The sequence below is a fragment of the Pseudoalteromonas arctica A 37-1-2 genome (assembly GCF_000238395.3).
GTDB classification, from domain to species: Bacteria; Pseudomonadota; Gammaproteobacteria; order Enterobacterales; family Alteromonadaceae; genus Pseudoalteromonas; species Pseudoalteromonas arctica.
Genome location: NZ_CP011025.1, coordinates 1894139 through 1907816 on the forward strand (window position 1 = coordinate 1894139; position 13678 = coordinate 1907816).

Sequence of the window (13678 nt, forward strand, 5' to 3'; positions counted from 1 at the left end):
TTAAATCCTTAATGTTCAAACTGGTTGCGTTTTTCGCCAGACATCATAATAGCTAACCCGCAGGCAGATATCACTACTAACAATAATCCAGGAATAGCAGCGCGACCAAAATAGCCCGCTTCGTATACACGCCATAAATAGGTAGAGAGGGTTTCAAACCCTGTTGGGCCAAGTAGTAGCGTGGCTTCGAGTTCGCGCATTGACTCTAAAAATACCAGTGCTGCACCGGCGATAATACCGCGCATAGTTAAAGGCAGTGTTATACGAGTAAATACTTCACGTGGACTTGCCCCTAATACGCGCGCAGACTTTACTAAGCTTGGATCTAAGTGTTCGGTGCTTGTTCTAACAGAGCCTACAGCAAGTGGTAAAAACCGCAGCATATAAGCAATAATAAGCAGTCCTAGTGTTTGGTATAAAAACGGCAACTGCAATCCACCGTAAACAAGCGCTGTGCCCATTACTATACCCGGAATACCAAAACCAAAGTAAGTAACACGCTCCATTATACGACCCGCTTTTCCACTCAGTGCGGCATGTGCAACGGGGATCGCAACGATAACGGCTACAATTGCCGCAATACCCGACGCATACGTAGAGTTCCACGCAATATTAAAATCAAATGAGGTAAAACCATCACGAGCTAACCAAAGCGAAAATATAGCCAAAGGCAAGCCAATAGCGAGCAGTAAAACAGGTGCAAATGTAATAAATATTGCACTTAACTGTAGTTTGCTTGGGAATAAAATTAACGGGCGACCTTGGCGCTCAGGGGCTGTTTTTATTTGTGATTCAACTAAAAGTAAAAAGCCAACAATAACCATCAGTTGAAGCGAAAGCATAGCTGCGCGCCCTAACGCAAAAGCGTTGTATTCAACGTAAATTACGCGGGTAAACGTATCTAAGCGCATCATTGCGGGCGTGCCAAAGTCTGATAACGTATAAAGCGCGACTAACAAAGAGCCTGCTGCAATACCGTTAACTACGCGCGGTAATATAACTTTAAATATACTTTGCGTCATCGACATACCCAGCGTACGCGCGGCATTAACCATGCTTGCATCAAGGCTTAGTAGGGATGAGCGAGTTGTCATCATTACAAACGGGAAAGTATAAAGCGTCATCACAATTGCAGCGCCTGTTAGGCCATACATTGATGGTGTTTCTATTCCTGTTAAGGTGTTTATTTCGCCACCGGGGCCAAAAGCAGCATAAAGTGTAAACGCGCCAATATAACTGGGAATTGCCAGTGGGGCTGCAAATACAACCAGCCAGAGTTTTTTAAATGGTAAATGCACATACGCGCTAATAAACGCCAGTGGCACACCAATTAAAATAGATCCGAGTACCGTTAAACCCATTAACGATAACGTGTTACCTAAAATTTGAAGATTGTGGGTGTCAAACACTGAGCTTGCATCGCTTGCAAGCACTATTAATACATAAACAGGGGTAAGCGCAACAAGCGCTGCAAGCAGCGCCATTGGATAAGAGGCAGGTATTCTCATTACAATACGCCGCTGCTACGCATCAAATCTATAGTAGGGCGTAAATCAGCAAGCTGTGTTAAATCTACTTTAGGTGGAGAAATATTAGCAAGTGACGGTAGACCCTCAGGTTGGGTAATACCATTTACTAACGGAATTTCGTACGCTTCACTGGCTAAGTAACCTTGTACTTCTTTACTTAGTAAGTAACGCATAAAGTTAGTAGCAAGCGGATCATCGTTAAGTGCTAATACACCCGATGCATTAACTAAACAGCCAGCATCATTTTGTGTAAATGCTAAATCAAGCTTAGCATCAGGCTTGCCTGATTTTAAACGCAATGTGTAATAATGATTAGCAAAACCAATATCAACTTCACCGCGTTCAACGCCCATAACAACACCTAATTCACCAGCGTATGTTTTAGCGCGTTTTTTAATCTTTTTGAGCCACTTAGCGGTTTTGTCATCGCCTTCTAAAATTCGCATTGCGGTTACAAACGATTGAAAAGAAGCGTAGGCGGGTGCCCAGCCAATACTTAAATCGCTGTCGGCAATTTCCATAATACTTGTTGGAATTTGATCTTTGGTCAAACGCGACGTGTTATATGGCAATGTACGAATACGGCCAGTTACTGGAGCCCACTCTTTATATCTAAATTGTGGTTGTAACTGAGCAGATAAATCACCTGGGATAGGTTGTGCAAGGCCTGCATCGGTTACTAAACCAATCGCGCCTGAATCAACCGCCCAAAATAAATCAGCGCGGCGAACGCCAGCTTTAGCTTCTGCAACAATAGTATTTGCTAAAGCAGCAGTAGGACCACGGCGTATACCGAGTTTAAAGTCTGGATTTTTTTTCTGGATCGCTTGCAATACGTTTTCATACAAACCACCTTCGCCTCGGCCTAAATAAAGGGTTAACTCGCCTTTAAGCTTTGGTAAATCGTCAACAGAAACTGGGTTTGCTATATCAGCGGCTAGCGCACGAGAAAGAGGCAGTGGCAATGAGCCAACCACCCCTAACGCAGCTAGGCCTTGAATAAAGGTCCTACGCTTCACTTAAAATACATCCTTACGGGCTTTTTCGGCTTTTTCTATTAAAACCTTAGCGCGGTCTAATTTTGTTTGCATATCACTGATCACATCGCGTACTTCATCTACGCTTTTGCTGTTTTTAATTGCTAGTGGCAGTGTTACGTTAAAGTCTTTTTCCAGCACTTCAACTAGGTTAGCGTCTTGTTCTATAAGTGTACCTTCAACGCCTTCAAACAGGTGTAGATAAGTATCGTGAACAATTTCAGTTGCTTCGTCTTGTAAACGCTCAGCAAATTTAGCTACTACACGGTCTAATTTGTGCTTAATTTCATCAATAGTGGCACTTTGTGTCATTTCTTTTGTAGCGGTTGCTTTTACAGTGTCTAACAAGCCTTTTTGCTGGAATTTTGCAGCAAGCTTAACAGCCCCAAGGCCTTGCCACAAGGCTATGTTCATCGCTTTTTGTTGTTTACGAACTTCCTCAGCAGGCTGTTTATTATCAATGGCCATTTTTACGCCATAAAGACCCTGCCAAATAGAAGCGTATACCGGTACAAAGTTAGTTTCTATTGCGCTGTGAAACTTAACTGATTCCCAGTATTCAATTAAATCATCAGTTTTTACAGCTTTTGCGCCTTTAGTGTCGTAGTCGCTTACCATGGTATCAACTTTGCCTACCATCCATTCTACTTCTTCTGCGTAACTTTTAAGGTTAGCTTGAAGATGATTAACATGCTCGCCAATAGGGCCGTTAGCTAATACTGGTTGAGCCATAAACGCCGAGGCTAGTAAAAGGCTTGCACCTAAAGTTTTGGCTGGTTTAAATAGTAATTTCATAGCAAAGAAGTCCAAAAAGGTAATTGTAAATGATAGACATTATCATATAGCTAATAGTTAACGAGATCAATAACCACAAACTCGCTTAATAGATAAAAACACTAAATGTAGCGGTAGGTTACAGTAAATAGCGCTATAACTTGTATTAGGAAGCGTAATGCTTGCCTTTAATGGCATTATAAATGGCATCACACAGTGTTTTTATACTGGTGTCGTCACTTATATACGGTGGCATAAGGTAAATTAGTTTACCGAATGGACGTATCCATACGCCTTGCTCTACAAAATAAGCCTGAATTTTAGCAACATCAACATTGCCAGCAGCCTCGTTTAGTTCAACAACACCAATAGCGCCTAAGGTTCGTACATTGGCAACCGCATCTAGTTCACTGCATTTATTAAGTTGTTGTAGTTGGGTGTTTAGCTGTTTTATTCGTTGTTGCCAGTTTTGCTCAAGTAATAAATCAATACTTGCGCAGGCCGCAGCACAGGCAAGCGGGTTACCCATAAAAGTGGGGCCGTGCATTAAAACACCTGCTTCACCTTCGCTTATGCCAATGGCTATTTTATCACTTGTTATAGTGGCCGATAGCGTCATTGATCCGCCAGTTAATGCTTTACCAATACACATTATATCGGGCTCTATATTGGCGTGCTCTACAGCAAATAATTTACCTGTACGGCCAAAGCCTGTGGCTATTTCATCGCAAATTAGCAGTACGTTATATTGAGTGCATAATTTACGCACGCAGGCTAAATAATCGGGGTGATAAAAGTTCATCCCACCCGCGTTTTGTACTATTGGCTCAATGATAAAGGCGGCTACTTGGTTATGGTTTGTTTTAAAGTACGCTTCAAGCTCTTGTGCTTCTGCCTGGTTAAACTCGCCCCCAAATTGACTAACCGGTGCAGGTACAAAAACGTGTTCAGGTAAAAAGCCTGAATATAAACTATGCATTGAGTTAACGGGGTCGCATACGCTCATGGCTGCAAAAGTGTCGCCATGGTAGCCCTTGTAAGGCGTCATTAATTTTTGTTTTGTTGTAATACCTTGGCTTAACCAATACTGCAGCGCCATTTTTATTGCTACTTCAACACTTACCGATCCGCTGTCGGCTAAAAACACTTTAGTTAAACTAGGCGGCGTTATATTTACTATTTTTTTGCAAAGCTCAACCGCGCTGTTATGCGTAATACCGCCAAACATAATGTGGCTCATACAGTTGATTTGCTCAATCATGGCGTTATTTATAACAGGGTGGTTATAGCCATGTATTGCGCTCCACCACGAGGCCATGCCATCGATTAATTGCTCGCCAGTTTCAAGGTGAATAATGTTGTGATTTGCATGTGTAACGGGATATACCGGAATTGGCTTAGTCATAGATGTATATGGGTGCCAAATGTGCTCACGATCAAAATCAAGGTCAATCGTATTCTTTTTAATCATATGTAAACTTTATCTTGGTGGACTTCGTTGACAATGTTACTTCAACTCGTAGACTAAGCCAATATCACCACTGAGAAAAAATAAGAGAGTATTATGGAACTTGCACCTGTTCGTCACGATTGGACCCACGCTGAGGTTAAAGCATTATTTGAAATGCCATTTAACGATTTACTTTTTAAAGCAGCATCGGTTCACCGTGCTAACTTCAACCCAAATGAAGTGCAAATTTCTACGTTGTTATCAATTAAAACAGGCGCTTGCCCAGAAGACTGTAAGTACTGCCCGCAGTCAGGCCATTATCGAACCGATTTAGAACGCGAACGCTTAATAGAAGTAGAAAAAGTAGTAGAGCAAGCACGCCTTGCAAAACAAAAAGGCGCGACCCGTTTTTGTATGGGTGCTGCATGGTCAGATCCAAAAGACAGAGACATGCCATACATTTCGCAAATGGTTAAAGAAGTAAAAGAGCTAGGGTTAGAAACCTGCATGACGCTGGGTAAACTCACTAACGAAAAAGCTCATGAGCTTCGCGACGCTGGGCTTGATTACTATAATCACAACCTTGACACGTCACCTGAGTATTACGAGCAAATTATATCAACCCGTACTTTTCAAGATAGATTAAATACCATTGACCACGTACGCGATGCCGGTATGAAAGTATGCTCGGGCGGAATAGTCGGTATGGGCGAGCAAGCAAGCGACCGTTATGGGTTACTGATGCAGCTAGCTAATTTGCCACAACAGCCAGAAAGCGTGCCTATTAATATGCTCGTTAAAGTTAAAGGCACACCGCTTGAAAACGCAGACGATTTAGATCACTTTGAATTTGTACGTACCATTGCAACAGCGCGCATTATGATGCCACACAGTTATGTGCGTTTATCGGCAGGGCGCAACGCCATGAACGAGCAAATGCAGTCAATGTGCTTTTTTGCAGGCGCTAACTCAATATTTTATGGCGACAAACTTCTTACCACCGAAAACCCAGACGCTGATGCCGATATGAACCTCATCAAAAAATTAGGCATGAACCCAGAAAAGCGTCACGACTATTCAGACGAAGCAGTAGAAGCCTCGCTTTCATCGCAAGTAGCCGACAAAGCAACCTCTGAATTGTTTTACGAAGCGTAGGCTTATATCAATGCCTTTTGATTTTATAAATGCGCATCTGCAGGCTCGCCAGCAAGATGCGTTACTTCGTAAACGCCACGTAGTGCAACACGCTACAGCGCGCACCATAACGGTTAATAATAAAACCTATCTTAACTTTGCCAGTAACGACTACTTAGGCTTTGGTGATGTAGCTGTTAACCTTAATGACTCCCACGCGTTAGGGAGTCACAGCTCAGCATTGGTTACAGGTTATCAGGCGCAGCAAAAATCGCTTGAACAATACTTATGTGAGCAATTTGGTTATGGCGCTGCTATGTTATTTAACTCAGGGTTTAGCGCTAATAGCAGCGTAATTAAAGCGTTGTTTCAAGATAAAGCAGCTGCACAAAACAGCGCTATTTTTCAAGATAAGTTAAATCATGCAAGCTTGATTGACGGTGCTCTGCATTGTAACGCGGCTTTAGTGCGTTTTAATCACAACGACATGAACCATTTACGTTCACGGCTCGAAAAATCAAAAGCGCAAAACAAGCTTATTATAAGCGAAGGCGTGTTTTCGATGGATGGCGATACCGCGCCTCTTAAAGAATTACTCGCACTTGCAAAACAGCACAATGCATGGCTAATGATTGACGACGCACACGGCTTTGGCGCATTAGGTAAAACCGGTTTGGGCAGTTGCGAAGCATTTATTACACAAACGCTTCCAGATATATTAGTCATTACCTTTGGTAAAGCAGCGGCTAGTAGTGGTGCCTGTGTATTAGGTAGTAAACAGTTTATTGAATACATGCTGCAATTTAATCGCGATTACACATATTCAACCGCCATGTCGCCGCTTATGGCAAGCCACACACTTGCGCGTATTAAAAGCATAAAAACAGCCGATGATAAACGCGATAAGCTAAATGCCAATATTGCATTATTTAAGCAACTCGCTAAAACCCATAATATTGCAGTTATGGAGTCAAACACAGCCATACAGCCCATTGTATTAGGCTGCGCTGAGCAAACGTTGCAAGCGGCAGATAAACTTAAACAAGAGGGTATTTGGCTCACTGCAATTAGACCGCCGACGGTTGCACATAACACCTCACGTTTACGCATTACTTTAACCGCTGCACATACCGAGCAAGACATAACGCACTTAGTTAAGCATTTAGTAGGTGCAGTAGCATGACTGCTCAGCCAGTATTAAAAACAGACCTAGTGCAAACACAACTTGTAAAACCGTGCCTAGTAAGTAGCGAGTTAAATAGAGAGCCAAGTCGAGAGCTAAACAAGGAGCTTAAAAAGTCCACCCAAAGTAAGTTTTCAAAGGCGGCGGCGAGTTATAACGCCCATGCAAATGTACAAAAACATGCTGCGAGTGATCTATTTGCACTCATAAAACCAGGCTTTAATAAAAATATGCTTTGTGTTGATTTAGGCGCAGGCCCACTTGTTAATACGCATACCTTACAAAGTATGTTTGCAAGCGTTATTGCCATGGATTTGAGCTTAAACATGCTACAAAGTAGTGATTTAACCGCACCAAAAATATGCGCCGATATGGATAACTTACCGCTACAAGCAAACAGTGTTGATGTAATTTACAGTAACTTTGCAGTGCAGTGGTCTGCTAATTTTTCGGCTTTAATGCAGTCACTTTACAGCATATTAAAACCAGGCGGGCAGGCGTACATAAGCACTGTGGTAGAGGGCTCACTTAACGAAATAAAAACAGCCTTTGCAGCGCTTGATTCTAACAGCCACATAAATACTTTTAATAGTGAGTTGTATATAAACCAATCAGTCCAAAATGCAGGGTTTACTATTAACAGCGCTAAAAAGCGTATTTACACCGATGAATACACAACACCTTTAAAAGCTATTGCTTCAATTAAGGCTATAGGTGCAACTACGCAAAATCATACTAATACGCGCCAAGGGCTACTTACCAAATCTGCTCTACAAAAAGTATGCAGTGCGTATCCGCTTATAAATAACAAAGCATGTGTGTCTTATCATGTGGTGCTGTTATCATTACAAAAAAGCGATTAATTGCTAAGTTAACCAAAGTTAGATTCAGATCATAAGGCAAAGTAATGAAAGAATTTTTTATAACAGGCACCGACACCGATGCCGGAAAAACCCACGTTACCAGTTTGCTATTAAAGTTACTTGCCCAACACAAAAAACAAGCCATTGGCTTTAAACCCCTTGCTGCTGGCTGCGAAATGGCGTTCGATCAACTAGTAAACGCCGATGCTCTCATACTAATGGAAAGCGCAACAGTCAGCGCTAAATACGACGTAGTAAATCCGTTTGCGTTTGCACCCCCTATTGCGCCGCACATAGCAGCGGAGAAAGTTGGGGTTAGTATTACTATTGATAAACTAAGTGATGCTTATAAAGATGTAAAACAGCAGGGCGCTAATTACATACTTACCGAAGGCGCTGGTGGCTGGGCGTTACCTATTAACAATACGGAGTATTTATACGACTGGGTTAAAGCAGAGCAACTTCCGGTAATACTGGTTGTTGGTATGAAGCTAGGTTGCTTAAATCATGCGTTACTAACCGCTGCGCATATGCAAAGTATGGGTATAAACTGCGTTGGTTGGATTGCAAACCAAGTCGATAAAAACATGGACGAGTATCAAGCAAACCTTGATTCACTCAAAGCACGTTTACCGTTCCCAATACTTGCTATAAGCCCATACAGCGAGCAAACTCCTAAATTACAAATATACAAAAGCTTGCTTAGTGCATTATCTATAAACACTTAAGTGGTTTAAAAAGATTTACTTTTTTAGGTAAATCTTGAAATAGTCAGCCTTAGTACACATATAAACATTTATAAATACATAGCTTGCTTAAAGACAATGTTACTAAGTTACTAAGGACATAACGACTATATGACGCACCCATTTATTGAAAGCTACGCCCCTGATGCGCACGTAAGCGCTGAGCCAAAAGCACTAAACTATGGCTTACCTAAAAAACGCGTAGGCATAATTGGTGGGGGTACAGCAGGCGCCACAATAGCCATTAGACTTGCTGCGTTAGGGTTAGAAACTTATGTACTTGAAAAGAAAAAGTCGTTAATTGATGGCCCTCCAATGTGCCATTTGCATGCAGGTGGCAACTTATACCGTGAAATACCCGACGAAGACTGCATAGATTTACTCAAGCAATGTATAGATATTGCTCGCCTTTATCCTCACACCATAGATGTTCGCCCCACAGTATTTGCCGTACCCAAGCGCGATGACGACGCCCCGGAGGATTTATTTCCGCGTTTAAATAAATTAGTAAAAGCCTATAGCGAGCTTGTTGAACAAGACAGCGCTAATAAAGTATTAGGCGAGCCAGAGCATTATTATCAGTTATATAGTTATGAGCAAATGCTAAAGCTTGCTAAGCAAAAACAAGTAGCCAAGCCCACGTCGTTAGATGAGTGGATGATACCCGTTGCTAAGCATTTAGATTTAAATAAGCTAAAGTTTCCGCTTATTGTTGCACAAGAATATGGTTGGAATATATTTCGTTTATCGGCCAGTGCACAACTCGCCCTTGCACAGTACAAACACGCTCACGTTTTAACAAGCACCAGTGTTAAAAGTGTATCACCAGTTATAAATACCAATAATGATAAGCAAACACTTAAGTGGCGCATTGAATACCAATCAGAGCCAAGCCTTGATGAACAACCTGATACTCAAACCGATACACAAGTCGATACACAAACGATTGAGGTAGATTACCTTATTAATGCGTGTGGTTTTCAAACCGGTATTATTGACGACCTGGTTGGGGTAGATGTAAAACGCATGGTCGAATTTAAAGCCTCTTACATTACTCATTGGCAAGGTGCTGGTGGGCAAATACCCGAAATAATTATTTATGGTAACCGTGGTACGCCAGAAGGTATGGCGCAGCTGACGCCTTACCCTAATGGTTATTTTCAAATACATGGCATGACTAACAACATTACATTGTTTAATGATGGGTTAGCTGATGCAACACTAATGAGCGCACAACCTAAACTTCCCAATAAATACCTGCATTATATTAAAGATGGCTGGGACAAAGCAGCATTGCAAACACGTAACCAAACAGCAATTGATTATGTAGCCGAGTTTGTACCCGCGTTTAAAAGTGCTAGCACACAAAATAATGCCTTGTTTGGCGGGCAACAAATCCCAGGTGATGACGACACTTTGCGCGTAGCCGATGTAAGTTTATATTCGCATATTAATTATGCGCGGGCCGAAAATGTTAAAGCATCGTCAACGTTAATAGCGGCAGATCAAATAGTGGGTGAGTTTATAAAATTGGGAATAATAAGCAGCGATTCTGCTGTAAATCATCACCGCAGTACCCACCAATGGTCGTATCTTAAACATAATAGCGGCGAAAAAATTGACGAAGTTGCACGCATATTGGCACACGAGCGTGGATTTCCAATTGATATGGCAGAGCTAAATAACAGCTTGTAATAAGCTGATTTAGAAAGAAACTTTAGTTTTAAAATTGCTGTAAAACTCTTCTTAAAAAAATTATCAATAAACACATAAATAACACTTGTGTTATGACATAGTTTGTCACAAAATAGCGCTAACGTTATGACATAGTGCGTCATGACGCAGTGATTGCTTTAACCTAATTTAATTTTATGTTCGGTGATCAAACCTATTTTTGTGAGGACAATATGAAACGTGTATTTTTGTTTTTATTAACTAACCTAGCGGTTATGTTGGTATTAGGTGTAGTGCTTTCAATAATCATGAGCGCGCTGGGCTTAAGTCATCGTAGCCTAGGCGGAATTTTACTTATAGCCACCGTATTTGGTTTTGGTGGATCGTTTATTTCGTTATTCATGTCGAAATGGATCGCTAAAAAATCAACAGGCGCGCATGTAATTACGCAGCCTCGAAACGAAACCGAACATTGGCTTGTACAAACGGTATCTGCGCAAGCACAAAAAGCTGGTATTAAAATGCCAGAAGTGGCTATTTACGACAGCCCAGAAATGAACGCTTTTGCAACGGGCCCAAGTAAAAACAACTCGTTAGTGGCAGTAAGCACAGGCTTAATGCACAACATGACCAAAGATCAAGCCGAAGCCGTACTTGCCCACGAAGTATCGCATATTGCTAACGGCGACATGGTAACGCTTACGCTAATACAAGGCGTGGTAAACACCTTTGTAATATTTGCCGCAAAAGTACTGGCAGGCATTGTAGATAACTTTATTAATAGCGATGAAGAAGAGGGCGGCAGTAGCTGGACATACTTCTTATTCGATATGTTATTCCAAGTATTATTTGGCGTGCTAGCAAGCATAGTAGTGGCAAGTTACAGTCGTAAACGTGAATTTGCAGCCGACAGCGGCGCTGCTAAACTAGTTGGTGCTGACAAAATGCGATCAGCCCTTGAGCGATTAAAGCAAAACCATCCTTCGCAATTAGAAGGCTCAATGATGGCCTTTGGTATTGCAAGTGGCAAAGGCATGGCTGAGCTGTTTTCATCGCACCCGCCACTTGATGCGCGAATAGACGCACTGCGTAAGTAACGCTTAAATATTACTTACTACATAACCAAAAGCCTGCATAAGCAGGCTTTTTTATGTGTAATATTTTTGTATCGAGAAATAATAATTACTGAGAAAGAATAATTTCAGTAATTCCCTCAGCAGAGAGTATTTCAATCCAGTAGCCGTCAGGGTCTTTAATAAATGCTAAGCCTTTCATTGAGCCATCATCTGGTTTTTTTACAAACTCTACATCGTATTTTGCAAAGCGCTCACAGGCTTCGTAAACATCCGGTACGCTAATACCAATATGCCCAAATCCTTTAGGTTCTTGGTTACCACTGTGGTAGCCCTCAAAGCTGTCGTCGTTTTCAGTGCCCCAGTTATGGGTTAACTCAATTAGCGCAGGGCGACGAAACACCCATTCTGCTTTAGTTTTATCATCACCTTGTGGCAATTCTTGCTCGTAGCCTAAAAAGTAAAGCGTAAACTCCATACCAGGAAAATCATACTTACCTAACAGCTTCATACCTAATACATTTTGGTAAAATTCAAGCGATGGTTTTGGATCTTTAATACGCAACATAGTTTGCTGCATAACAAAGCCTTGAGTAGCTTGTGCAACTTGTTCTGGAGATTCGTTATAGTTAGACATGGTGATCCTTACTAATAATTAAAAAGCGAATATAGATATATAATGCTTAAGTTATCATAATCAACCATAAGTTAAATTTAAACTGCTTTAACTCACTACTACCCCTTTTATTCATACAGCTTTAATTTGTATGCGTGTACGGTTTAACTAAACGCTATAAGTAATTTTAAATACAAGGAGCCACTATGTTTTACGATGATATTCAGGGGTTATTACGTGTACTTACAATAGGCGTACTGGGTTATATTGCACTGGTGTTCTGGCTGCGCGTATCGGGTAAACGTACGCTTTCAAAGTGGAACGTGTTCGACTTTATAGTCACCATTGCGCTGGGCTCTATATTAGCCTCGGTGATCATTTCAAAAAGTGTTCCGTTAGCTGAGGGCATACTCGCCTTTGTCGTATTAATAGGGCTGCAATATATTATTACGTGGCTTAGTGTGCGTTCGTCAAAATTTGCAGCGCTTATAAAAGCAGAACCCACGCTTTTACTGAGTGATGGTGAATACTGCACGGCTGCACTTAAATCGCAGCGCGTAACAAAATCAGAAATTCGCGCCGCTATTCGTGGCGCTGGAATATTAGCAATAGAAGATGTAGCCGCCGTAGTGCTAGAAACCGATGGCAGTTTTAGTGTACTTAAGCAAAATAACAGCGGGTTAAAAACCGCGTTAAGCGATGTAAGCGGGCATTAAATTAATACGCTAATAGTTATATTAACTAAGGCAGGTATATTACCTGCCTTATTTTGTATTGAAGGTTATTTTTATTTAGCGTGCTGCTCTAATAAACTAAAGGTAGGTAAGCGCCATTTAAAGCGTATTGATGCCATACGTATTAAGTAACCTGCAACCAAGCTCACAATAATACTGATGTTGTCGTCTATATTGTAATGGTGTAGTGCTAAGTACAAGCACGCTACAAGTAACGATACACTCGCGTATAGCTCGTTATGTAATACCAACGGTGCTTGGCGACATATTAAATCACGCAGTAAGCCACCAAAAACACCTGTTACAACGGCTGCCACTACACAAATACCGTAATGCAATCCCATATTTAGCCCCACTTGGCAGCCAATAATACTAAAGGCAGCTAAACCCAGAGCGTCTAGGCGCATAAATATGCCTTTAAATTTAACTACCCATTTAGCCAGCCACGTAGTGACAATACCGGCAATACAGGTAATTAATAAATACTCTGGGTGTTGTACCCACGTAAGCGGGTAATTGCCTAGTAATATATCTCGTACGCTACCACCGCCAATTGCCGTGGCGCTGGCTACCAGCACTACGCCAAACCAATCCATTTTCATTCGTCCTGCGCTAAGTGCGCCAGTCATGGCTTCTGCTGTAATACCAATAATATAAACAATCGTTAATAGCATGAGATAATCACTTAAAATACGTGCGTAAAAATAAGGTGTGGATTGTATAGATAAATTAAGTAAATAACGAATGAAAAATCGTACTAAAAACGGCTAATTCAGATAGAAATAACTAATGACAAAACCTTGTGTAAACAAGCTGTTAAGCTGGTGGGTGAGTGCGTAATGGTTGATGTTAATTAAAGGACATT

General features: G+C 41.4%; 13 protein-coding genes. 7 read left to right on the forward strand and 6 right to left on the reverse strand.

Annotation, left to right across the window (positions count from 1 at the left end; translation table 11 throughout):
• Window positions 1-8 precede the first annotated feature (8 nt).
• The 4 genes from PARC_RS08525 to bioA all read right to left on the reverse strand — a co-directional run bounded on the left by PARC_RS08525 (window position 9) and on the right by bioA (window position 4811).
• Window positions 9-1508 carry an ABC transporter permease gene (locus PARC_RS08525; RefSeq protein WP_010552740.1) on the reverse strand — a complete coding sequence of 500 codons (1500 nt, stop codon included), beginning with the start codon at window positions 1506-1508 and terminating at the stop codon, window positions 9-11.
• Window positions 1508-2548 carry an extracellular solute-binding protein gene (locus PARC_RS08530; protein ID WP_010552741.1) on the reverse strand — a complete coding sequence of 347 codons (1041 nt, stop codon included), beginning with the start codon at window positions 2546-2548 and terminating at the stop codon, window positions 1508-1510. The genes PARC_RS08525 and PARC_RS08530 overlap by 1 nt, the downstream gene beginning before the upstream one ends.
• Window positions 2549-3361 carry a hypothetical protein gene (locus tag PARC_RS08535; protein WP_007586790.1) on the reverse strand — a complete coding sequence of 271 codons (813 nt, stop codon included), beginning with the start codon at window positions 3359-3361 and terminating at the stop codon, window positions 2549-2551.
• A 145-nt stretch (window positions 3362-3506) separates the two neighbouring features.
• A complete protein-coding gene (gene bioA, locus PARC_RS08540; RefSeq protein ID WP_010552742.1) occupies window positions 3507-4811 on the reverse strand; it encodes an adenosylmethionine--8-amino-7-oxononanoate transaminase in 1305 nt (434 codons plus the stop codon).
• 93 nt (window positions 4812-4904) lie between these two features.
• Here bioA and bioB point away from each other — a divergent pair, with 93 nt between their 5' ends.
• The 6 genes from bioB (at window position 4905) to htpX (ending at window position 11487) form a co-directional block, all read left to right on the forward strand.
• A complete protein-coding gene (gene bioB / locus PARC_RS08545) occupies window positions 4905-5945 on the forward strand; it encodes a biotin synthase BioB (protein WP_010552743.1) in 1041 nt (346 codons plus the stop codon).
• A 10-nt stretch (window positions 5946-5955) separates the two neighbouring features.
• Complete coding sequence (locus PARC_RS08550) at window positions 5956-7107, forward strand: aminotransferase class I/II-fold pyridoxal phosphate-dependent enzyme (protein ID WP_010552744.1); 1152 nt, start codon at window positions 5956-5958, stop codon at window positions 7105-7107.
• A complete protein-coding gene (locus PARC_RS08555; protein WP_010552745.1) occupies window positions 7104-7970 on the forward strand; it encodes a methyltransferase domain-containing protein in 867 nt (288 codons plus the stop codon). Before PARC_RS08550 ends, PARC_RS08555 begins: the two co-directional genes overlap by 4 nt.
• 44 nt (window positions 7971-8014) lie before the next feature.
• The gene (bioD, locus tag PARC_RS08560; protein WP_010552746.1) at window positions 8015-8698 is read left to right on the forward strand and encodes a dethiobiotin synthase; all 684 of its coding nucleotides are present in this window, start codon (window positions 8015-8017) and stop codon (window positions 8696-8698) included.
• Between the two features lie 129 nt (window positions 8699-8827).
• A complete protein-coding gene (locus tag PARC_RS08565; RefSeq protein ID WP_010552747.1) occupies window positions 8828-10411 on the forward strand; it encodes an FAD-dependent oxidoreductase in 1584 nt (527 codons plus the stop codon).
• Window positions 10412-10623: 212 nt separating this feature from the next.
• Window positions 10624-11487, forward strand: a complete 864-nt coding sequence (gene htpX, locus PARC_RS08570) for a protease HtpX (RefSeq protein WP_007586783.1) — start codon at window positions 10624-10626, stop codon at window positions 11485-11487.
• A gap of 85 nt (window positions 11488-11572) precedes the next feature.
• Here htpX and gloA read toward each other — a convergent pair whose 3' ends face one another.
• Window positions 11573-12100, reverse strand: a complete 528-nt coding sequence (gene gloA, locus PARC_RS08575; protein WP_010552748.1) for a lactoylglutathione lyase — start codon at window positions 12098-12100, stop codon at window positions 11573-11575.
• 185 nt (window positions 12101-12285) lie between these two features.
• Here gloA and PARC_RS08580 point away from each other — a divergent pair, with 185 nt between their 5' ends.
• Window positions 12286-12795 carry a DUF421 domain-containing protein gene (locus PARC_RS08580; RefSeq protein WP_010552749.1) on the forward strand — a complete coding sequence of 170 codons (510 nt, stop codon included), beginning with the start codon at window positions 12286-12288 and terminating at the stop codon, window positions 12793-12795.
• Window positions 12796-12866: 71 nt separating this feature from the next.
• On the opposite strand, the gene PARC_RS08585 is transcribed toward PARC_RS08580, so the two are convergent.
• Window positions 12867-13487 (reverse strand): trimeric intracellular cation channel family protein, encoded by a 621-nt coding sequence (locus PARC_RS08585; protein ID WP_002961255.1) that lies wholly within the window; start codon window positions 13485-13487, stop codon window positions 12867-12869.
• Window positions 13488-13678 lie beyond the last annotated feature (191 nt).